A 19,718-nucleotide genomic window follows, 5' to 3' on the forward strand; every position below is an offset into this window, starting at 1 on the left:
GCAAGGAGAGGCTGTGCTGAGTCACCTCGTTCACCAGCGCCAATAGGCTGGATGCCATGACCGCCGAGCTTCCCGCACGCAGCAAAATCGTGGCCGATCGACTCACCGACGCGGGTATCACCGGTCAGATTGTGATGCTTCCCGACGCCGCGGCGACGGCCGCAGCCGCGGCGGCAGCACTCAACATCGACGTGGGCGCCATCGCCAACAGCCTCGTCTTCTTCTCAGACGGCGAGCCGTTGCTGGTGATGACCAGCGGTGCGCACCGCGTCGACACCGTCGCGCTCGCTGAGAGGCTGGGACGCACGTCGATCGAGCGGGCAAGCGCCGCGCAGGTGAGGGATGCCACGGGGCAAGCAATCGGCGGCGTCGCGCCGACCGGGCATCCCACGCAGCTGACGACGATCGTCGATGAAGATCTCGCTCACCACGCGCAGATCTGGGCGGCAGGTGGCACGCCGCACACACTGTTTCCCCTGACGTTCGACGAGCTTGTCGCTCTCACCGGTGGAACCGTCGCCACCGTCGCCTGAGCCTCACCGAATGCGCCGACTCAGCTCGTCGGCCGAGGCGCCGATGATGCTCGCCAGCTCGGTGGTGTCTTTCGTGGTGTCGTCTGGGTAGGTGACGGCGATCGCCGCGATCGGCCACGCCGTGTGGTCGGACACAGCGACCCCCATTGAACGTAGCCCGAGGGTGACTTCGCCGTCTTCGGTGGCGTAGCCCTGTCGACGCGTTGCGCGCAGCAGTTCCCGAAGCTCGCGGGGTGTTCGCGGCCCCCGCCCGGTGCGATCGGCGAACGATGCGGTGTCGGGATACAGTGCCCGCACTTGCTCGCGCGGCAACGCTGCCAGCATGGCACGACCGGTGGCCGTCAGATGGGCGGGCAGGCGCACTCCGACATCGGTGATGAGCGCTGGCCTTCGGGGGGCGCGTTCTTCGACGATGTAGAGCACGTCTCGTCCCGTCATCACCGCGAGGTGAGCGCTCTCGCCCGTGCGGTCAGCGAGAGCAGCGACGAGCGTTCTGCCGAGCCGAGCCAGTGGCTGTTGGCGCGTGTAGCCTCCGGCGAGCTCGAACGCTGCCGTGCCGAGACCCCATCGCCGCTCGGAGGCAATATGAACCACGAACCCGTGCTCCTCTAGCGTGGCGAGCAGGTGATAGACGCTCGAGCGCGCAATCTCGAGCTGCGTGGCGATCATGCTGGCAGCGACCGGACCACGCTGCCTGGCGAGCAGGCCGAGTATCCGCAGCGTCTGGTCTGCGGCGGGTACTTGCACGTGAGCGGTGTTGTCTGGCATCCCAGACACAGAATGCCACGTGGCACCGAAAAACACGACCCCGCCGGTGTGGAATCGAGCTATGACCGCCGACACCGATCTCGTTCTTGTAGGAGCGTCGCCGCTGCGCGCCGAAGATGTGGTCGCGGTGGCCCGCCACGGTGCGAAGGTTGACCTTGACACTGCCGCGATGGCTCGGGTGTCGAGCAGTCGCACCCTCGTCGAGCAACTGGCCGATGACCCCGCGCCGCACTACGGCATCTCTACGGGCTTCGGTGCACTGGCTACCACCTTCATCGCGCCCGAGCGCCGGCATCAGCTGCAGGCCAGTCTGATTCGCTCGCATGCCGCTGGCACCGGTGAGGAGGTAGAGCGAGAGGTCGTGCGGGCACTCCAGCTGCTCCGCCTGCAAACCCTCGCTACCGGCCACACCGGAGTGCGCCCCGTGGTCGTTGAGACCTACGCCGCCATGCTCAACGCTGGCGTCACAGCGATCGTGCGCGAGTACGGTTCGCTTGGCTGCTCGGGCGACCTCGCGCCGCTGTCACATGTCGCTCTTGCCGCACTCGGTGAGGGGCCGGTGCGCGACGCGAGCGGCGCGCAAGTATCAGCATCCATTGCCCTTGCCGCGGCGGGAATCGCCCCGCTGGTGCTCCGCGAAAAAGAGGGACTCGCGCTGATCAACGGCACCGATGGAATGCTCGGGATGCTGCTGCTCGCCCTGCACGACCTGCGCGTGCTGCTCGATACAGCTGATGTCGCTGCCGCGATGTCTGTTGAGAGCCAGCTGGGCACCGACGCGGTGTTCGCGGCAGACCTGCAGGCGCTTCGCCCGCAGTACGGCCAATCGGTGTCGGCTTCTCACCTGCGAGACCTGCTGGCAGACTCGGGCATTGTGGCGTCGCACCGCGACCCCGGCACGTGCACCAGGGTGCAAGACGCCTACTCGCTGCGGTGTTCGCCGCAGGTGCACGGTGCCGCCCGCGACACCGCCGATCACGCTGAGATGGTTGCGTCGCGTGAACTCGCCTCGGCGGTTGACAACCCCGTGATCACCGCGGACGGCCGCGTTGAGTCGAACGGAAACTTCCACGGCGCGCCGGTCGCATATGTGCTCGACTTTCTTGCGATTGCGGTGGCCGATGTTGCCTCGATCTCAGAGCGGCGCACCGATCGCGCGCTCGATCCCACCCGCAGCCACGGTCTGCCGCCGTTTCTCGCGCACGAGGTCGGAGTCGACTCAGGCCTCATGATCGCGCAATATGCCGCGGCCGGAATCGTCTCGGAGCTCAAGCGCCTCGCGGCTCCCGCCTCGGTGGACTCGATCCCGTCATCAGCGATGCAAGAAGACCACGTATCGATGGGATGGGCCGCCGCGCGCAAGCTTCGCCGTGGCATCGACGGGCTGTCACGCGTGCTCGCGGTCGAGGTGCTCACCGCAGCACGAGCGATCGACCTGCGCTCGCCGCTGCAGCCCAGCCCGGCGACCGGCGCCGTGCGTGATCTCGTGCGCACCGTCGCCGCGGGCCCAGGCCCCGACCGCTTTCTCAGTCCAGAGATGGAAGCCGTTGCCGGGCTTGTTCTCTCGGGCGCTGTCGCTGATGCCGCCTACGGCGCGCTTTCCGCTCATTCCAAGGAGAACCGATGAACACCGACTCCCGCACGATCCGCGCCGCCCGTGGCTCGGAGCGCACCGCCAAGAGCTGGGGCGCCGAGGCTGCCAAGCGCATGCTGATGAACAACCTCGATCCCGAGGTCGCCGAGCACCCAGAAGAGCTCGTCGTCTACGGCGGCACGGGCAAGGCCGCCCGAAGCTGGCAGGCGTACGACGCGATCGTGCGCACCCTCGATGAGTTGGAGCCCGACGAGACACTGCTCGTGCAGTCGGGCAAGCCCGTGGGTGTCTTTCGCACCCACGAGTGGGCGCCGCGCGTGCTGATCGCCAACTCGAACCTGGTGGGCGATTGGGCAACCTGGCCCGAATTTCGGAAGCTCGAAGAGCTCGGCCTCACGATGTACGGCCAGATGACCGCCGGGTCGTGGATCTATATCGGCACGCAAGGCATTCTGCAGGGAACCTACGAGACCTTTGCCGCCGTCGCTCGAGCTCTCGGACGCGAAGACCTCACCTCGACGCTCACCCTCACCGCGGGCTGTGGCGGCATGGGCGGCGCGCAGCCACTCGCCGTCACGCTCAACGGCGGCGCGGTGCTGATCGTCGACGTCGACGAGTCACGACTGAAGCGACGCGTCGACCACGGTTACCTTGACCGCTACACCGCCGACCTCGATGAGGCGGTCACCCTCGTCCTCGCCGCCAAAGATGCCGGCGAGGCGCTCTCTGTCGGAGTCGTCGGCAACGCTGCCGAGGTCTTCCCCGAGTTGCTGAGTCGTCGCGTGCCGATCGACGTCGTCACCGACCAGACCAGTGCTCACGACCCACTCGCGTACCTGCCTGCGGGCATCAGTCGCGAACAGTGGCACGCCGAGGCCGAGCGTGACCCCGAAGGGTTCACTCGTCACGCTCGCGAGTCGATGGCCGCTCACGTCGCGGCGATGGTGGGGTTTCAAGACGCGGGCGCCGAGGTATTCGACTACGGCAACTCGATTCGCGCCGAAGCGCAGCTTGGCGGCTTCGAGCGTGCGTTCGCGTTTCCTGGTTTCGTGCCCGCCTACATTCGCCCGCAGTTCGCGGAAGGGCGTGGCCCCTTCCGCTGGGTAGCCCTGTCAGGCGACCCTGAAGACATCCGCAAGACCGACGAAGCGGTCAAAGCGCTGTTCCCCGACAATGCGGCACTCGTTCGCTGGCTTGAAAAAGCAGCCGACACCGTTCGCTTCGAAGGTCTGCCCGCACGCATCTGCTGGCTCGGCTACAAAGAGCGTCACCTCGCGGGGATGAAGTTCAACGAGATGGTCGCTTCGGGCGAACTGACTGGGCCTATTGTGATCGGTCGTGATCACCTGGATGCTGGATCCGTGGCGAGCCCCTACCGCGAGACCGAGGCGATGGCCGACGGCTCAGACGCCATCGCTGACTGGCCGTTGCTCAACGCGTTGCTCAATACCTCCAGCGGTGCGAGTTGGGTGTCAATTCACCACGGCGGGGGAGTCGGCATCGGCCGCTCGATTCACGCGGGGCAGGTCACGGTCGCTGATGGTACAGCGCTCGCCGCCGAGAAGATCGAGCGGGTGCTGACGAACGACCCCGGCACCGGAGTCATGCGGCACGTTGACGCCGGCTACGAGCGTGCGTGCGAAGTCGCGCGCGAACGCGGGCTGAACGTGCCGATGCTCTGATGACCAGCACGCTGATCACCAATATCGGTGAGCTGACAACCAACGTCGCGACGCCGAGTGATGCCTGTGGCACCCTGAGCGACGCTGCCGTGCTCATCGACGACGCTGACATCGCGTGGATCGGTGCTGCCGCTGAAGCTCCCGAAGCTGAAGACGTGGTGGATGCTGCCGGGCGTGCGGTCATCCCCGGATTCGTCGACAGCCACACCCACCTCGTGTTCGGCGGCGATCGCGCCGACGAGTTTGAAGCACGCATGACCGGCACGCCGTATGCCGCGGGCGGAATCCGTCGCACGGTCGGGGCTACGCGAGCGGCCAGCGATGACGAACTGCGCGCCCGGCTGGCGACCCTGGTGGCGGAATTGCATGCACAGGGCACGACGACGTTCGAGATCAAGACCGGCTACGGCCTCACGGTTGCCGACGAAGAGCGCGTGGCACGAATCGCCGCCGAGGTCACACCCGAGGTGACATTTCTCGGCGCACACGTCGTGCCAGCGGAGTACGCCGACCGACGCGAACAGTATGTTGAGCTGGTCACCGGCGAGATGTTGCGCGCGTGTGCCCCGCATTCGCGCTGGGTTGATGTGTTCTGCGAGCGCGGCGCGTTCAGTCTCGATGAGTCTCGGCGCATCCTCGAGGCAGGCATCGCCGAAGGTCTGCTTCCGCGCGTTCATGGCAATCAGCTGGGGCACGGCGACGGCGTCTCACTGGCGGTATCGGTCGCGGCAGCATCCGTCGATCACTGCACCTATCTCTCTGACGCCGATGTCGCCGCTCTCGCCGGCAGCGACACGGTGGCCACCTTGCTTCCCGGTGTGGAATTCTCCACGCGACAGCCTTACCCCGATGCGCGACGACTGATCGACGCGGGCGTCACAGTGGCCCTGGCGAGCGACTGCAACCCGGGTTCGAGTTTCACAAGTTCGATGCCGCTCATGATCGCGCTCGCCGTGCGCGAGATGGGCATGACCCCGGCGGAAGCGGTATGGGCCGCGACCGCGGGCGGTGCCCGAGCACTGCGGCGCGACGACGTGGGGCACCTCTCGCCGGGCGCGCGGGCAGACATCGTCCTTCTGGCCGCGCCCACCCGAGTGCACCTGGCATATCGCCCTGGCGTGCCGCTGGTGTCGCGAGTGTGGCGAGGTGGCATCGCGCTCTAGCCGCGGTGCGGTGCGGTGCGGCGGTGCGTTGCGGCGGCGGGGCCCAGGGCGAGCGCTATCGCGCGGTGCAGCGCGAGCGCTAGCGCTGAGTGTTGCGCGAGTGCTATCGCGGGGTGTTGAACGACCAGTGCGCGGGCTCGAGGGCGTCGACCGCGCTCCAGTCGTCTTCATTCCACGCGAACGTGGCGACCGCGCAGGTGGGCATGGCTTGAATGCGCTCTCCCGACAGCTGGCCGGCGAGCTCGCTCATTCCCGGATCATGCGCGACGACCATCACGGAGCGGTGGCCGCTGTCTGCAGCGGCCGAGAGCAGCAGCGAGGCAGGTGCGCCGTAGAGCTGCTCCTGCAGCTCAACGCTCATGCCCAGCTCCTCGGCGAAGAAACCGGCAGTCGTCCGCGCTCGAAGTGCCGTGCTCGACAGGATCACATCGGGCGTGAAGCGCTCCCGCGCGAAATTTGACGCCATGCGAGGAGCATCAGTGCGGCCACGATCGTTGAGCGGACGGTCGTGGTCATCGAGTTCTGGGCTGCCCCAGTCCGATTTGGCATGGCGTACGAGCGCGAGCTGGATCATTTTTGAGCTGCCTTTCCTGCGAGCAATTCGAGCACACATAGCGCGGCGAGCCGCACCGTGCGCGCGTCTGGGGTGTCTGCCGTCGCATCCACTTCGACGATGTCGGCGCTGACGACGCGCGCATCGCTTGCGATCGCGCGCACAGCCGTGCGCAGTTCCCACGCGGCAAGCCCGCCGGGCACCGATGCTGGGCACCCCGGCGCAACAGAGCGGTCGCACACATCCACGTCGATATCGAGATGGATGCTGCCACGGCCGCCTGCGACCTCCAGCGCCTTCGCCACCGCAGCGTCGATGCCTTCTCGACGCACTTCGTCGAGGGTGATGACTGTGATGCCGAGGTCGGCCGCGCGGCGCGCGTAGGCGGCAGAGTTGGCGAAGTCGGCAATGCCGATCTGCGCGATGCGGTGCGGGTCGAGGCCGTCTTCGACGAGCCGCCGCACGGGGGAACCGTTCGACACGCCGTCGCGCAGATCGAAGTGAGCATCGAGGGTGATCAGTCCCCGCGCCTGTGCGCCCTGGGCCACCGCGTAGGTGATCGAGTTGTCGCCGCCCAGCGCGATGATCAGTTCCGCGCTGCGTCGAAGCTCTCGCACCCGGTCGCGAAGCGAAGCTTCGCCGTCGGTACCGTCGGGCGAGCTCACATCACCGGCATCGGCGATCCGCAGCACGTCGTTCAGATCAACCGGCGGGTTGCCCATGAGAGTCGCACTGTAGCGCCGCAGTGCGTCACGCACCGCCGCCGGCGTGGCGTGTGCACCCGTCGGCGAAAGCGACGTTCGAAACGCGGGAGCGCCCAACAGCGCGGCATCCCACGGGCCGGGGGCGTCATCGAAGCGATCCCACTCACCCGCCCGCGGCCAGTGTTCATCGTGCGAAAGAGTCACGCTGTCGACGCTACCGTCCCGGTGTGTGGCGCTGTGCTCTGCTGTCACGACGCGACGTAGGCCCACGCCTCGCGACCGCTCGCCAGCCGCACCTGAATGCGGCGAAACAGTGCGACTTCGTATTCGTCGCAGGCATCCACCTCGTCTTCGGTGAGTCGCAGTGCTTTGCCGACGACCTTGTCGAGAGTGTTGCCCGTCGGCCGCACCACCGCGTGAATCGAGTGACCTGAAAGGTCGACAAGTCGATGGTCGTCGATTCGCGCGTAGTCCATCGTGTAGCCCGGTAGGGCGTCAGGCTCACCCCTGAGCAGACGGCCGAAAGTGTCAAGCTGAATCTCGGGACGCGAGAGCGTCCCGTAGCTGAAGAGAAGATGGTCGGCGGCCACGCGCCCAGGCTACTCGCCATGCACACCGAGTGCACGGGTGATTTTCTTATGTGTCAGCGGAAAAAGGCGTGAGCGATCGTGTAGATGGCGAGTCCCGCAAGCGCGCCCACGATCGTGCCGTTCAGGCGGATGTATTGCAGGTCGCGCCCAACCATCAGTTCGATCTTCTCGGTGGTCTCTTCTGCGTCCCACCGCTCCACGGTGTCGGTGATGATCGAGGCGATGTCATGGCGATAGCGATCCACTAAGAAGACAGCCGCGTCGATCACCCACACATCGACCCGACGCTGCAGCGCAGCATCTGTCGTCAATCGTTCGCCGATCTCGCTCAGCGCCGCTGCCGCACGCTGACGAAGGGCGCTCTTGGGGTCTGCCAGCGAGGCGAGCAGGCCCGTCTTAGCGGTGTTCCAGGCTTCGCCAGCAAGCTGGCGCACGCGCGGGCTGTCAAAGACTGAAACCTTGGCATCTTCGAGCCGACCGATCGTCGCCGGGTCGTGCTGCAGATTGTCGGCGAGCCGCGCGAGATAGCCATCGATGGCAACTCGAGCCGGGTGGTGCGGATCAGCTTGCACGGCCGCGACGAACTTGATCGCCTCGTTGTAGACGGCATCGTCGACGAATCGGTGGGCAAGTGAGGGCACCCAGCCCGGAAGGCGACGCGAGAACAGGCCCGTAAACGAGGTGTGGTTGGCCTCCAGCCACGTCGCGATGGTGTCGAAGCCAAGATCGACGGCGCTTCGGTGGGCATCTGCCGTGACAATTCTGCTCAGCCAATCGCCCAGCGGCGGTCCCCATTCCGGATCGATGAGGTGCTCGCGCGCGAGGTCTTCGATGATGCCCTGCACATCGTCGTCGCTCAGGGCCTGCAACACACTGGAGGCCATCACAGACCCCTCGGCGGCGATGCGCTCGGCATGATCGGGAACGGCGAGCCATTCGCCCAGTCGGGCCGCGATCGCACTCTTTTCGAGCTTCTCTCGCACCACATCGCCGCGCAGAAACTCTGTTTCGACGAAGTCGCCGAGCGTCTGGCCGATCTCATCTTTTCGATTGGGGATGATCGCGGTGTGAGGAATCGGGATGCCGAGCGGATGCCGAAACAGTGCCGTGACCGCGAACCAGTCGGCGAGTGCGCCCACCATTCCGCCCTCGGCTGCCGCTCGAACGTAGGCCAGCGCTGGCACATCTTGCTCGAACGCGAACGAGAACACGAACACGAGCGCCATGAACAGCAGTGCACCCAGCGCGACAGCCTTCATGCGCGAAAGGGAGCGCCGACGCTGCTGGTCGGCAGGGCTCAAGAGTTCTGTTGGTGTCCGTGCCATTGCGTCATCTTCGCACGCGCAGCGGTCGCGTTCGCCGGGCTAGGCTCGAAAGATGGATGAGTTCGACGAGATGGCGCACCAACTCGAGAAGCTGGTGCGCGATCCGCTGGCCGACGCAGTGAAGGGCAGCGTGCTGGTCGTCTCGGTGTCAGAGCCGGTCGGGCGCGCGCGCTACCAAGCCTGCGAGTTAGACGTGGTTGCCTCGGCCGAGGGTGTTCCCGCGACTCGCGTCACAACCGAGGTAGTCACCTCGCGACACTTCTGGCCCAAAGTGGGGGCGGTTCTGCCCGCGCGGGTGTCTGTGTCTGATCCGCAATGCATCGAAATCGACTGGGACGCACTCGCTAAGAAGTGATTCGGGGCTACTGTTCCAGCGGGCCGAGCCACGCGGCGGCCACTGTCGAATGTGCAGACTCAGGATCTGACGGGTGAAAGAGCCCAGCGAGCACATCTCGATAAAGGCGGCTCAGCTCCGCTGTTGCAAAATACGATGAGCCGCCGGCCACGAGCACCGCATCGTCGACGATTGCCTTTGCCGCGGTGACCGCGCGGTGCTTCACCCCGCTCAGCATCGAGAACCACTTCGGGCCATGATCTGCCGCCGCGTCTACGTCGTTGCAGAGAGCGTCGATCTGCGGTGGCAATGCGTCGTAGGTGAGCGCCATTTCGGCGATGCGCCACCGAATGTCGGGGTCTTGGCTGTATGACTTGCCGGTCTTTTTCGATTGACGCTGCCCCGCGGTGGTCACGGCGACATCGATCGCCCGCCGGGCGATGCCGGTGTAGACCGATGCCAAGAACAGCTCGAACACGCTGAAGATCCCGAACACGATCGCGTCGGGGTTGGGTCCGGGGGCGATTCGGCGCACCACCCGATCGGCGGGCGCAACGGCGCCGTGAAGCTCTGTGGTGCGCGACTGCGTGCCGCGCATGCCGAGGGTGTTCCAATCGTCGCGCACAACCACGCGTCCTGCGCCTTCTTCAGCGCGGGGGAGGAACGCGTAGACCATCTGTGGCCCGTCGGGCGAAGAGGTATCGAGCCCATGCACGCCTAGCTGCGTCCACACCGGAGACAGCGAGGTGAAGATCTTGGTGCCCGAGAAAGAATACGAACCGTCTGCGTGCGGGGCGGCGTCGGTATTGCTGCCGAACAGAACCAGATCGTTTCCTGCCTCGCTGATTCCGAAGCCGAACACCTCGCCGGCCACGGCGCCTTCGTGCACGAACTGCAGGGTGTTGATGCCGCGATCTGCCAGCACTTTCGCCACGCCCGTCCATACCAGGTGCATATTGATTGCGAGCGCGGTCGCCGGCGCGGCGCCCGCGAGTCGTTGCTGCAGTCGCGAGACCTGGGCAAGGCTCAGCCCGGCGCCACCGAGTGCGGTGGGGCAGAGCAGGGAAAGATACCCGGCGGCTTTGAGCTCAGCGAGGTCATCTTCGGGAAAGGTGTTCTCGCGATCGTGGATGACCGCCCGTTGACGCATGCGCTCGAGCAGCTCATCTGGCAGGTATACGGACGGATCGAAAGATTCGGAGCTCACCCTTCTCATTGTGCCCTTCCGGGGCTCGGGCGGCGCGGAAACTTGCGCGAACGCAGACGCCGTCGCGCGTGTCAGCGCTCGCCAAGTGCCAGGTGCAGGGCCGCGATTGTGGCTTCCGGGTTGTCGCGATGCGGCGAATGGCCGGCGTTGGGCACGACCGACATGCCGATACGCGGATTCGCGGCGAGCACTTCGGCAGCGAGATCGCCGGTGAAAATCGAGTAGACCTTGGGGTCTGAGCCGATCACGTGAGTGGGAGTTGTCAGCTGCGCGGCAGCATCCCGAACGTCCCACGGCGAATTCTGCACGCTGGTCTGCTCCACCGCCCACCGACTCACTTGCTGCGCCGACTGCGCCTTCAACTCGACATCATGCTCGTGCCAGTGCGGGTGCTCAGCACGCACGGCCTCGCGTGAGGGGTCAGCGAATGAGCGCTCTTGACTGTTGCGCACGGTCTGTCTGTCTTCGGGCGAGAGGTGAATAGCCGGGTCGATGAGCACAAGCTGTTTCGTCCACGACGGGTCGGATGCTGCAACCACCGTGGCTGCAGATCCGCCGAGCGAATGGCCGATCACCAGATCCCAGGAGTCCTCGCGCTCAGGCCAAGTTTCGGCAAGATCCGCGGCGTAGGCAGCGATGGAGTAGTCCAACGCTCTCGGCGCGCTGCCATGACCTCGAAGGTCGACCGCTTGGGCGTGCCACCCCGCTTCGGCCAGTGCGGTGCCAAAGCGCCACATCAGGGCGCCAGTTGAGCCGAGACCGTGAATCAGCAGCGCGTGGCGGGGGCTGCGCGCAGCCCCCCATGACAGGCGAGGAAGAACGATGGGAGCGGGCACGAATCCAGCATAGAAGCCATGCTCGCGGGGGATCACTCTCAGGTGATCGTCTGCACCGGTTCGGTGTCGGGTATGGGGGTGGAATCGCGCCCGCGCAGGTCGGGAAAGCCACGTACGAACACGATGGCGAGGATCGTGCCGAGGGCGGCGAAGCCGGCAGCCGCTGCGATGGCGCCCTCGGGGCCCACGCCGTCGATGAGAAAACCTGCAACAGCAGAGCCCGCTGCGGCGCCGATCAGCTGGCCGGTGCCGATCCAGCCGTACGCCTCGGCGGTCTCGCTGAACTTGACGCTCACCGAGGTCATGGCAAAGAGCACGGCAAACGCGGGGGCGATTCCGGCGCCGGCGATGATCAGCGTGCCGCTCATCCACCACACATCGAGCGAGAACATCGCCAGGGTCATTCCGATCGTGACGATTGCGAATCGTCGCGCCATCGCCCAGGGACCGATCGGAAGGTGCCCAAAGCTGAGCCCGCCCGCCAGACTGCCGACCGCGAACAGAGCCAGCACGATGCCAGCTTCGATGCCGTCGTGGCCGAACGTGGCGACCACGCCCGCTTCCACCGCGGCGCACGCACCGATCAGCAGAAAACCCACCACCGTGGCGAGCATGACGGGCGGTTTCATGAGCACTCTGCCGAGTCGACGACGACTTCGGGGTATGCGCACGCGCCCGACTTCTGGCGAGAGGATGAACCACGCGCACCCGCCGATCAAGATGGCGACCACGAGGAGGAGCGCTTGCACCGTGCCGACCTGCGTGGCCACGACGGTGATGACCACCGGCGCAAGCACCCAGATCAGCTCTTGCAGCGAAGCATCCAAAGAGAAGAGCGGAGTCAGCTGCTTCGAGGTCACCATCTTCGGGTAGATGGTGCGCACGGCCGACTGCACCGGGGGAGTGGAGAGCCCAGCGATCAAGCCGACCACCATGTAGCCGGCGACCACCATGGGCAGCAGCGCGATGGCAGCGATCGCGGCGGCGCAGATGGCGGTCGTCACCGTCAGCACCCGTCTCATGCCCCAGACGCCCATCCAGCGGCTCGTTACTGGTCCGGCAATTGCCTGACCCACCGACGTCGCCGCCAGTACGAGCCCCGCCGCACCGTACGAGCCGGTCACTTGCTCGATATGCAGCAGGACCGCGAGGCTGGTCATGCCGTTGGGAAACCGAGCCGTCAGTTGGGCGGCCATGATGCGGCCTACGCCAGGCGTTTTCAGCAGTTCCCCGTAGCGCGACACCCGTCTACGTTAGCGCCACGGCGGCACAGTGAGCGTGCTGCGCCACGAGCCGATCTGACGACGCGCCGCGACACGCCCAAAACGTTCTCCACAGGCAGATTGCCTGTCTGAGGATCGCCAACTCTTCGGGCCTGTGGACAGATCGATTCGTCCTGCCCAACTGTGGCGTGATTCTGGGTTTTTTCACACACCGGACTCCCAGCGCGCCTGTGGATGAATCGGTGGAAAACCTGTGTTGTACATGGGGAGAGCGGTGGAAAATGACACTGATGTAACTACTAGCCCTTGTGGTGCTATCGAATGTCGGTACCCATATGTAGTATTGGACTCCCGGTGAGGGTCTGCCGGAACAAACACGAGATTTGAGGGGAGAACGGAGTCACGATGGCGATTACCGTTTACACAAAGCCTGCATGCGTGCAGTGCAACGCGACATACCGTGCGCTGGATTCAAAGGGAATCGAGTACAACATTCTCGACCTGTCAGAAGATGCGGCAGCACTCGAGCAGGTTAAGGCTCTGGGGTACCTCCAGGCACCTGTCGTCATCACCGATGAAGACCACTGGTCGGGCTTCCGTCCCGACAAAATCGACGAGCTGGCTTCGCGCCTCGTCTGACGCTCATGGCAACCGTGATCGCAGAGCGTCACGCGGTTGCCAGCCGGGCAGCCGCGGCGCCGCTCGTCGTCTTCTTCTCCAGCCTGTCGGGCAACACGGCACGCTTCGTAGAGAAGCTCGGCGCACGGGCGGTTCGGATCCCGTTGCATTCAACCGATCCGGCTCTCGTTGTCGATGAACCGTACATCCTGATCACCCCCACATACGGCGGAGGTCAGGGGCGGGGAGTTGAGAAGGGCGCCGTTCCCAAACAAGTCATTCGATTCCTCAATGACGAGCGCAATCGAGACATGATCCGAGGCGTTATCTCGGCGGGAAATACCAACTTTGGCGAGCATTTCGCGCTCGCTGGCACGATCATCAGCCGCAAGTGCAATGTGCCGCACTTGTATCGGCTTGAAGTATTTGGCACGCCTGAAGACGTAGAACGTGTGAGCGAGGGACTAGAACGATGGCAGACACAGCGGTGACCGTATCGACATTCAAGACTGAGGCGCGATTCGAGGGCATGGACTATCACGCGCTCAACGCGATGCTCAATCTTTACGACGCGGATGGCAAAATCCAGTTCGAAGCAGACAAGCGTGCCGCACGGGAGTACTTCCTGCAGCACGTGAATCAGAACACGGTGTTCTTCCACTCGCTCAAAGAGCGTCTGGACTACCTCGTAGAGAAGGAATACTACGAGCCCACCATCATCGAGAAGTACTCGCTCGACTTCATCCAAGAACTCAATGACTTCGCCTACTCGAAGAAGTTCCGCTTCGAGACCTTCCTCGGCGCCTTCAAGTACTACACCAGCTACACGCTCAAGACGTTCGACGGCAAGCGTTACCTCGAGCGCTTTGAAGACCGGGTCGTCATGACCGCCCTCGGCCTCGCAGACGGCAACGAGAAGCTCGCGCACGATCTGGTCGAAGAGATCATCTCGGGACGTTTTCAGCCGGCAACGCCCACCTTCCTGAACTCCGGCAAGGCGCAGCGCGGCGAACTCGTGTCGTGCTTCTTGCTGCGTATTGAAGACAACATGGAGTCGATTGCACGCGGAATCAACTCCGCGCTGCAGCTGTCCAAGCGCGGTGGCGGCGTGGCACTGCTGCTGTCGAACATCCGCGAGTCGGGCGCACCGATCAAGCAGATCGAGAACCAGTCATCGGGCATCATCCCCGTGATGAAGCTCCTCGAAGACAGCTTCAGCTACGCCAATCAGCTCGGCGCCCGTCAGGGTGCAGGTGCGGTGTACCTCAACGCGCACCACCCTGACATCTTCCGCTTCCTCGACACCAAGCGCGAGAACGCTGACGAGAAGATCCGCATCAAAACGCTCTCGCTCGGTGTCGTCATCCCAGACATCACGTTCGAGCTCGCCAAGAACGGCGAAGACATGTACCTGTTCTCGCCCTACGACGTCGAGAAGGTCTACGGCATTCCGTTCGGCGATATCTCGGTCACCGAGAAGTACCGCGAGATGGTCGATGACCCGCGCATCAAGAAGACCAAGATCAACGCGCGCGAGTTCTTCCAGACCCTCGCTGAGATTCAGTTCGAGTCGGGCTACCCATACATCATGTTCGAAGACACGGTGAACAAGGCCAACCCGATCAAGGGCCGCATCAACATGTCGAACCTCTGCAGTGAGATTCTGCAGGTGAACACGCCGACCACGTACAACGAAGACCTCTCTTATAAAGAGATCGGCAAAGACATCTCGTGCAACCTCGGTTCGATGAACATCGCTTTGTCGATGGATGCTGATGACCTCGGTCAGACGGTCGAAACCGCGATCCGTGCGTTGAGCGCGGTCAGCGAGCAGAGCCACATTGCTTCGGTGCGCTCGATCGAAGACGGCAACGACCGTTCGCACGCCATCGGCTTGGGACAGATGAACCTGCACGGCTACCTCGCTCGCGAGCACGTGTTCTACGGTTCAGAAGAAGGCATCGACTTCACGAACATCTACTTCTACACGGTGCTGTTCCACGCACTTCGGGCGTCGAACAACCTCGCGATCGAGAAGGGCCACGCATTCGACGGATTCGAAGACTCGACCTACGCGAGTGGCGAATTCTTCGACAAGTACATCGATCGCGCTTGGGTTCCCGAGACCGACAAGGTCACCGAGCTGTTCTCTGGCAAACACATCCCCACCCAAGAAGACTGGGTGGCGCTGAAGGCATCGATCCAGCAGCACGGTATCTACAACCAGAACCTGCAGGCAGTACCTCCGACAGGGTCGATCTCCTACATCAACAACTCGACGAGCTCGATCCACCCGATCGCGTCGAAGATCGAGATCCGCAAGGAGGGCAAGCTCGGTCGTGTGTACTACCCGGCAGCGTTCATGACGAACGACAACCTCGAGTACTACCAAGACGCCTACGAAATCGGCTACGAGAAGGTCATCGACACCTATGCCGCGGCCACTCAGCACGTCGACCAGGGGCTCTCGCTGACGCTGTTCTTCAAAGACACCGCCACCACGCGTGACATCAACAAGGCTCAGATCTACGCATGGCGCAAGGGCATCAAGACGATCTATTACATCCGTCTGCGACAGCTGGCCCTTGAGGGCACCGACATGACCGAGTGCGTCAGCTGCATGCTGTGATTCAGCGCTCACTCATCCACAAGCCTGCAAGAGAGAACTGACATGACCGAAAAGCTTCAGCTGCTGAAGCACGTCCAGGCCATCAACTGGAACCGCATCGAAGACGACAAAGACGTTGAGGTCTGGAACCGCCTCGTCAACAATTTCTGGTTGCCTGAGAAGATTCCGCTGTCCAACGACATCCAATCGTGGAACACCCTCACGCCCGACGAGCAGTTGCTCACCATGCGAGTGTTCACCGGTTTGACTCTGCTTGACACTATTCAGGGCACCGTGGGCGCTGTCTCGCTCATCCCTGACGCGATCACCCAGCACGAAGAAGCGGTGTACACCAACATCGCATTCATGGAGTCGGTGCACGCGAAGAGCTACTCGTCGATCTTCTCGACGCTGTGCTCGACGAAAGAGATCGACGAGGCGTTCCGCTGGTCGGTCGAGAACCCGAACCTTCAGAAGAAGGCTCAGATCGTCATGGACTACTACCAGGGCGACAACCCCCTCAAGCGCAAGGTCGCGTCGACCCTGCTTGAGAGCTTTCTGTTCTACTCGGGTTTCTACTTGCCGATGCACTGGTCATCACGCGCCAAGCTCACCAACACCGCCGACCTGATTCGCCTCATCATCCGCGATGAGGCCGTGCACGGGTATTACATCGGCTACAAGTTCCAAAAGGGACTCGAGAAGGTGTCGCAGGCTGAGCGCGACGAGATCAAGGACTACACCTTCTCGTTGCTCTACGAGCTCTACGACAACGAGGTGCAGTACACGCAAGACCTCTACGACGGCGTCGGTCTCACCGAAGACGTCAAGAAGTTCTTGCACTACAACGCCAACAAAGCCCTCATGAACCTGGGCTACGAAGCGATGTTCCCCGCCGCTACGACAGACGTCAATCCGGCGATCCTGTCGGCGCTGTCGCCAAACTCCGACGAGAACCACGACTTCTTCAGCGGTTCAGGTTCGTCGTACGTCATCGGCAAGGCCGAAGCGACCGAAGACGACGACTGGGACTTCTAGCTGCTGCGAACGAAGAACCCCCGGGGGCTTGTCGCCTTCGGGGGTTCTTCGTTGCTCGGTCGAGCACGCCGCCAGCGTTCTCGGACGGACATGCTTGCCTTTCGACTAACCGCCGTCTGATGTGATGGCGGGCGGATTGTCCACTAGCGTATGAGGCCGATTGCCCCGACCAACTCACTTTTGTGGTTCGCTTTTGTTATGAGGACAATCGCACGATGGACGCTGGCCGCAGCAATGGTGTTCGCTGGACTAAGCCACATGTTTTGGGCCCGCAAAGAGTTTCAAGCTCAAGTGCCCGACTGGACAACAGAGGCGACTCCGCTCGACAAAGACGCTGTCGTGGTGGCTTCTGGCGTCGTCGAGGTGATGTTGGGCGCGTCGCTTGTGGTGCTGCCAGCGTCGCGCAGCAGACTGGGCGTGATCCTCGCCGCGTTCTTTGTCGCGGTTTTTCCCGGCAATGTCGAGCAGTACACCAAGAAGCGTGATGGATTCAGCTTGGATTCAGACCGCAAACGGCTCGTGAGGTTGTTCTTCCAGCCGGTGCTCGTCGCGTGGGCCTACTGGTCGACGCGGACTCCTCGTTGAGCGAGCGCCACTAACGCCTCGTAGAGATGGTCACCGTGAACTTGGCGTTTCGGGCAAGCTGACGGGTGGGGCCGACGAGCCGCTCCAGCGACGCGCGGTATTTCAGCGCGGAGTTCCACACGGTGTACAGCTCGCCGCCCGGTTGCAACACTCGCGCCGCGTCAGCGAACATTCGTGGCGCTATCTCTTCAGAGATGGCCGCACCCACGTGGAACGGGGGATTGAGGGCAATAAGGGATGCTGCCGCGTCCGGTTGGCTCGCCAGCATGTCGTCCTGCACGACGGTCACTGCGTTGGCAAGCCCATTCGCCTCGGCAGTCGCGCGCGCAGACGAGACCGCGATGGCGGACTGATCGCACGCGATCACGCTTCGGGGCGGGGTTCGCTTCGCGAGTGTTGCGGCCACGACGCCGGTGCCGCAAGCAAGATCGATCACGGCACCGTCGTGGGGGAGCGTGGCTGGCAGCTGCTCGAGCAGCAGCCTGGTGCCGATGTCGATGGAGGTGCCCGCGAATGCTCCACCGAACGCGCAGACCACGAGCCCGTCGTGGGTTGCTTGTTGCGGAAGCGGTGCGCGTCCAGAGTGCGGGCCACGCGCGATGAGCACCCGCGACTTCTGGCGCGCGTGGGTCACGTCGACCGTGGTGAAGTGCTCACGAAGCACATCGTTCATGGCGACGGTCATGTGTTTGATGCGACCGCCGGCGAAGACGGTGACGTCGGGCGCAGCATCCATTGCGATCAAACCCGCGATATCACGCAGTGCATCCAGCGAACGGGGCAAGCGCAAGAGAACGAGTTTCGCGCCACGCACGAGGTCGGGGCCGAGCGGCTCGGAAGTGAAAGTCGCATCGAGGCCCAGGCGTGCCGCATTCGCGGCCAGCGCGCGCTCGCCCGTGAGCGCATCTTGGTGAACGCGGATCAGCTGCCCGGTGGTGGGCAAGGCCTCGCTCGTGCTGCGAAGGGTAAGCGCGCCATAGTTGTCGCCGATAACGACGATGTCAGCCGCGCTCGAGGCCCGACGGGCATCTTTCGATTCGTCAAGGAGCAACCGGTCGGCGGCGTCGGACGCTTGCAGGTCTGGCCCTTCAAGATCGGGCCAGCGGCGAAGATCGTCCAGCAGAAAGGTCACGACTCAACGGTAGCCCGGCCCGGCCCGGCTCGCTGTTCGCATACGCCTCGAGTGCGACGAATCTTCGCGGTTGGGGCACGGTTCCGTCAGAGACGGCAGACTAGAGAGCAACGCGGCGCCGTAATTCGCGGTGTCGCACCGACGATTCAGGAGGCACGAGCCATGGCCACTACCGAAATCACCGCAAACGACCTCGCAAGCGTCGTCGCCGACAACGAGATTGTCTTTCTGGACTTCTGGGCGGAGTGGTGCGGTCCGTGCCGGCAGTTCGCGCCCGTCTTCGAAGCCGCATCGGAAGCGAACCCCGACATCGCTTTCGGAAAGATCGACACTGAAGCAGAGCGGGAGCTCGCTTCGGCGTTCCAGATCACGTCGATCCCGACACTGATGGTGTTCCGCGGCGGAATTGTGGTCTTTTCCCAGCCCGGCGCTCTTCCTGCACCTCAGCTCGACGAGCTGATTGCTGGAGTGCGCGGACTCGATATGGATGAGGTGCGCGCCCAGGTGCAGCAGCAGCAAGAGGCGGCGCAGCAACAAGCGGCAGCGGAGGCCGAACAGCAGTAACAACTAGCAAGCGGCGCCGCGTAGTGCGGCGTAGCTTGTCGGCTCGAATAATCCCCCTACCCAAGGAGAGACGTGTTCCGCACGCCCCTGGCCCTTTTTCGTACACTCGCGATCGCCGAAGCGATCTCATGGACCTTGCTCATCGCGGGGTTGATCTTGCGAGCAACTGCAGACTGGGCGTGGGCAGTATCGATCGGCGGCGGCATCCACGGCTTCGTCTTTCTTGCCTACGGAGCGACAGCTATCCTCGTCGCCAAGAATCAGCGGTGGAAGGCCGGCGCGACGGCGATCGCAATCGTCAGCACGATCATCCCTTATGCGACGATTCCCGCCGAGCTATGGCTTCATCGCACCGGCCGTCTGGAAGGTGCCTGGCGTAGGGAAGAGACTGATGACCCGCGGGATGCCGCCTGGCACGATCGCCTGATGCGGTGGTTCTTGCGCAAACCATGGATTCTCGGGCTGCTGCTTGTCGTCGGCGTTGTTACGGTCTTCGCAGTTCTGCTGATTCTGGGCCCTCCGGGTGGCCGAGACTGAGGAAGAGTGTACCCCTTTTTCGCCGCGATCAGCACTTCGTATCACGGACGATGAGGGCCGCGCACTACCAAGGTCAGCACGACACGCCCGGGGGGCAGTTCAGATTTGCCGGATGTTCATCTGG

21 protein-coding genes are annotated in these 19,718 nt (G+C 63.8%); 12 read left to right on the plus strand and 9 right to left on the minus strand.

Translation table 11 applies throughout. The features are described from left to right. Positions 1 to 56: 56 nt before the first annotated feature. Positions 57 to 533: a YbaK/EbsC family protein gene (locus SJY18_RS13730; protein ID WP_337337604.1), complete on the plus strand. Its 477-nt coding sequence runs from the start codon at positions 57 to 59 to the stop codon at positions 531 to 533. A 3-nt stretch (positions 534 to 536) separates the two neighbouring features. On the opposite strand, the gene SJY18_RS13735 is transcribed toward SJY18_RS13730, so the two are convergent. After that, positions 537 to 1,301 (minus strand): IclR family transcriptional regulator, encoded by a 765-nt coding sequence (locus SJY18_RS13735; protein ID WP_396667972.1) that lies wholly within the window; start codon positions 1,299 to 1,301, stop codon positions 537 to 539. 61 nt (positions 1,302 to 1,362) lie between these two features. On the opposite strand from SJY18_RS13735, the gene hutH reads away from it, so the two are divergent. From hutH to hutI, 3 genes are read left to right on the plus strand one after another with little or no spacing between them, the layout of a single operon-like run. After that, complete coding sequence (hutH, locus tag SJY18_RS13740; protein ID WP_396667973.1) at positions 1,363 to 2,928, plus strand: histidine ammonia-lyase; 1,566 nt, start codon at positions 1,363 to 1,365, stop codon at positions 2,926 to 2,928. Continuing rightward, positions 2,925 to 4,577, plus strand: coding sequence for a urocanate hydratase (gene hutU, locus SJY18_RS13745; RefSeq protein ID WP_396667974.1), 1,653 nt, complete (start codon positions 2,925 to 2,927; stop codon positions 4,575 to 4,577). Before hutH ends, hutU begins: the two co-directional genes overlap by 4 nt. Then, positions 4,577 to 5,740, plus strand: a complete 1,164-nt coding sequence (gene hutI, locus SJY18_RS13750) for an imidazolonepropionase (RefSeq protein WP_396667975.1) — start codon at positions 4,577 to 4,579, stop codon at positions 5,738 to 5,740. Before hutU ends, hutI begins: the two co-directional genes overlap by 1 nt. 103 nt (positions 5,741 to 5,843) lie before the next feature. Here hutI and SJY18_RS13755 read toward each other — a convergent pair whose 3' ends face one another. Genes SJY18_RS13755 through SJY18_RS13770 form a run of 4 tightly spaced genes read right to left on the minus strand, consistent with a single transcriptional unit; the run spans position 5,844 to position 8,912 of the window. Beyond that, entirely contained in the window at positions 5,844 to 6,314 is a 471-nt protein-coding gene (locus tag SJY18_RS13755) for a SixA phosphatase family protein (RefSeq protein ID WP_396667976.1), read from the minus strand. Beyond that, on the minus strand, positions 6,311 to 7,201 hold the full coding sequence (locus SJY18_RS13760; RefSeq protein ID WP_396667977.1) for an agmatinase family protein: 891 nt from the start codon (positions 7,199 to 7,201) through the stop codon (positions 6,311 to 6,313). Before SJY18_RS13760 ends, SJY18_RS13755 begins: the two co-directional genes overlap by 4 nt. A gap of 44 nt (positions 7,202 to 7,245) precedes the next feature. Beyond that, positions 7,246 to 7,587 (minus strand): gamma-glutamylcyclotransferase family protein, encoded by a 342-nt coding sequence (locus tag SJY18_RS13765; RefSeq protein WP_396667978.1) that lies wholly within the window; start codon positions 7,585 to 7,587, stop codon positions 7,246 to 7,248. Between the two features lie 53 nt (positions 7,588 to 7,640). Then, positions 7,641 to 8,912 (minus strand): DUF445 domain-containing protein, encoded by a 1,272-nt coding sequence (locus SJY18_RS13770; protein ID WP_396667979.1) that lies wholly within the window; start codon positions 8,910 to 8,912, stop codon positions 7,641 to 7,643. A 52-nt stretch (positions 8,913 to 8,964) separates the two neighbouring features. Between SJY18_RS13770 and SJY18_RS13775 the strand changes: the two genes are divergently transcribed. Further along, entirely contained in the window at positions 8,965 to 9,267 is a 303-nt protein-coding gene (locus tag SJY18_RS13775; protein WP_337337613.1) for a hypothetical protein, read from the plus strand. 7 nt (positions 9,268 to 9,274) lie between these two features. Here SJY18_RS13775 and SJY18_RS13780 read toward each other — a convergent pair whose 3' ends face one another. From SJY18_RS13780 to SJY18_RS13790, 3 genes are all read right to left on the minus strand, one after another. Next, positions 9,275 to 10,462: an acyl-CoA dehydrogenase family protein gene (locus SJY18_RS13780; RefSeq protein ID WP_396667980.1), complete on the minus strand. Its 1,188-nt coding sequence runs from the start codon at positions 10,460 to 10,462 to the stop codon at positions 9,275 to 9,277. Positions 10,463 to 10,524: 62 nt separating this feature from the next. Further along, positions 10,525 to 11,289: an alpha/beta hydrolase gene (locus SJY18_RS13785; RefSeq protein ID WP_337337615.1), complete on the minus strand. Its 765-nt coding sequence runs from the start codon at positions 11,287 to 11,289 to the stop codon at positions 10,525 to 10,527. Positions 11,290 to 11,327: 38 nt separating this feature from the next. Then, a complete protein-coding gene (locus tag SJY18_RS13790) occupies positions 11,328 to 12,533 on the minus strand; it encodes an MFS transporter (protein WP_396667981.1) in 1,206 nt (401 codons plus the stop codon). Between the two features lie 384 nt (positions 12,534 to 12,917). Here SJY18_RS13790 and nrdH point away from each other — a divergent pair, with 384 nt between their 5' ends. From nrdH to SJY18_RS13815, 5 genes are all read left to right on the plus strand, one after another. After that, positions 12,918 to 13,151: a glutaredoxin-like protein NrdH gene (nrdH, locus tag SJY18_RS13795; protein ID WP_396667982.1), complete on the plus strand. Its 234-nt coding sequence runs from the start codon at positions 12,918 to 12,920 to the stop codon at positions 13,149 to 13,151. A 5-nt stretch (positions 13,152 to 13,156) separates the two neighbouring features. After that, on the plus strand, positions 13,157 to 13,621 hold the full coding sequence (nrdI, locus tag SJY18_RS13800; protein WP_337337618.1) for a class Ib ribonucleoside-diphosphate reductase assembly flavoprotein NrdI: 465 nt from the start codon (positions 13,157 to 13,159) through the stop codon (positions 13,619 to 13,621). Next, entirely contained in the window at positions 13,603 to 15,759 is a 2,157-nt protein-coding gene (gene nrdE, locus SJY18_RS13805) for a class 1b ribonucleoside-diphosphate reductase subunit alpha (RefSeq protein ID WP_337337619.1), read from the plus strand. The genes nrdI and nrdE overlap by 19 nt, the downstream gene beginning before the upstream one ends. 42 nt (positions 15,760 to 15,801) lie before the next feature. Beyond that, positions 15,802 to 16,776, plus strand: coding sequence for a class 1b ribonucleoside-diphosphate reductase subunit beta (gene nrdF / locus SJY18_RS13810; RefSeq protein ID WP_337337620.1), 975 nt, complete (start codon positions 15,802 to 15,804; stop codon positions 16,774 to 16,776). Positions 16,777 to 16,974: 198 nt separating this feature from the next. Beyond that, positions 16,975 to 17,361, plus strand: coding sequence for a hypothetical protein (locus SJY18_RS13815; RefSeq protein WP_337337621.1), 387 nt, complete (start codon positions 16,975 to 16,977; stop codon positions 17,359 to 17,361). 10 nt (positions 17,362 to 17,371) lie between these two features. Here the strand turns inward: SJY18_RS13815 and SJY18_RS13820 are convergent, their stop codons facing one another. Next, positions 17,372 to 18,493: a class I SAM-dependent methyltransferase gene (locus tag SJY18_RS13820; RefSeq protein ID WP_396667983.1), complete on the minus strand. Its 1,122-nt coding sequence runs from the start codon at positions 18,491 to 18,493 to the stop codon at positions 17,372 to 17,374. 162 nt (positions 18,494 to 18,655) lie between these two features. Between SJY18_RS13820 and trxA the strand changes: the two genes are divergently transcribed. Next, on the plus strand, positions 18,656 to 19,057 hold the full coding sequence (gene trxA / locus SJY18_RS13825; protein ID WP_337337623.1) for a thioredoxin: 402 nt from the start codon (positions 18,656 to 18,658) through the stop codon (positions 19,055 to 19,057). Positions 19,058 to 19,129: 72 nt separating this feature from the next. Beyond that, complete coding sequence (locus SJY18_RS13830; protein WP_337337624.1) at positions 19,130 to 19,594, plus strand: DUF3817 domain-containing protein; 465 nt, start codon at positions 19,130 to 19,132, stop codon at positions 19,592 to 19,594. The last annotated feature ends 124 nt before the right edge of the window (positions 19,595 to 19,718 follow it).

The organism is Microbacterium sp. R86528 (assembly GCF_044596335.1).
GTDB lineage: Bacteria > Actinomycetota > Actinomycetes > Actinomycetales > Microbacteriaceae > Microbacterium > Microbacterium marmarense.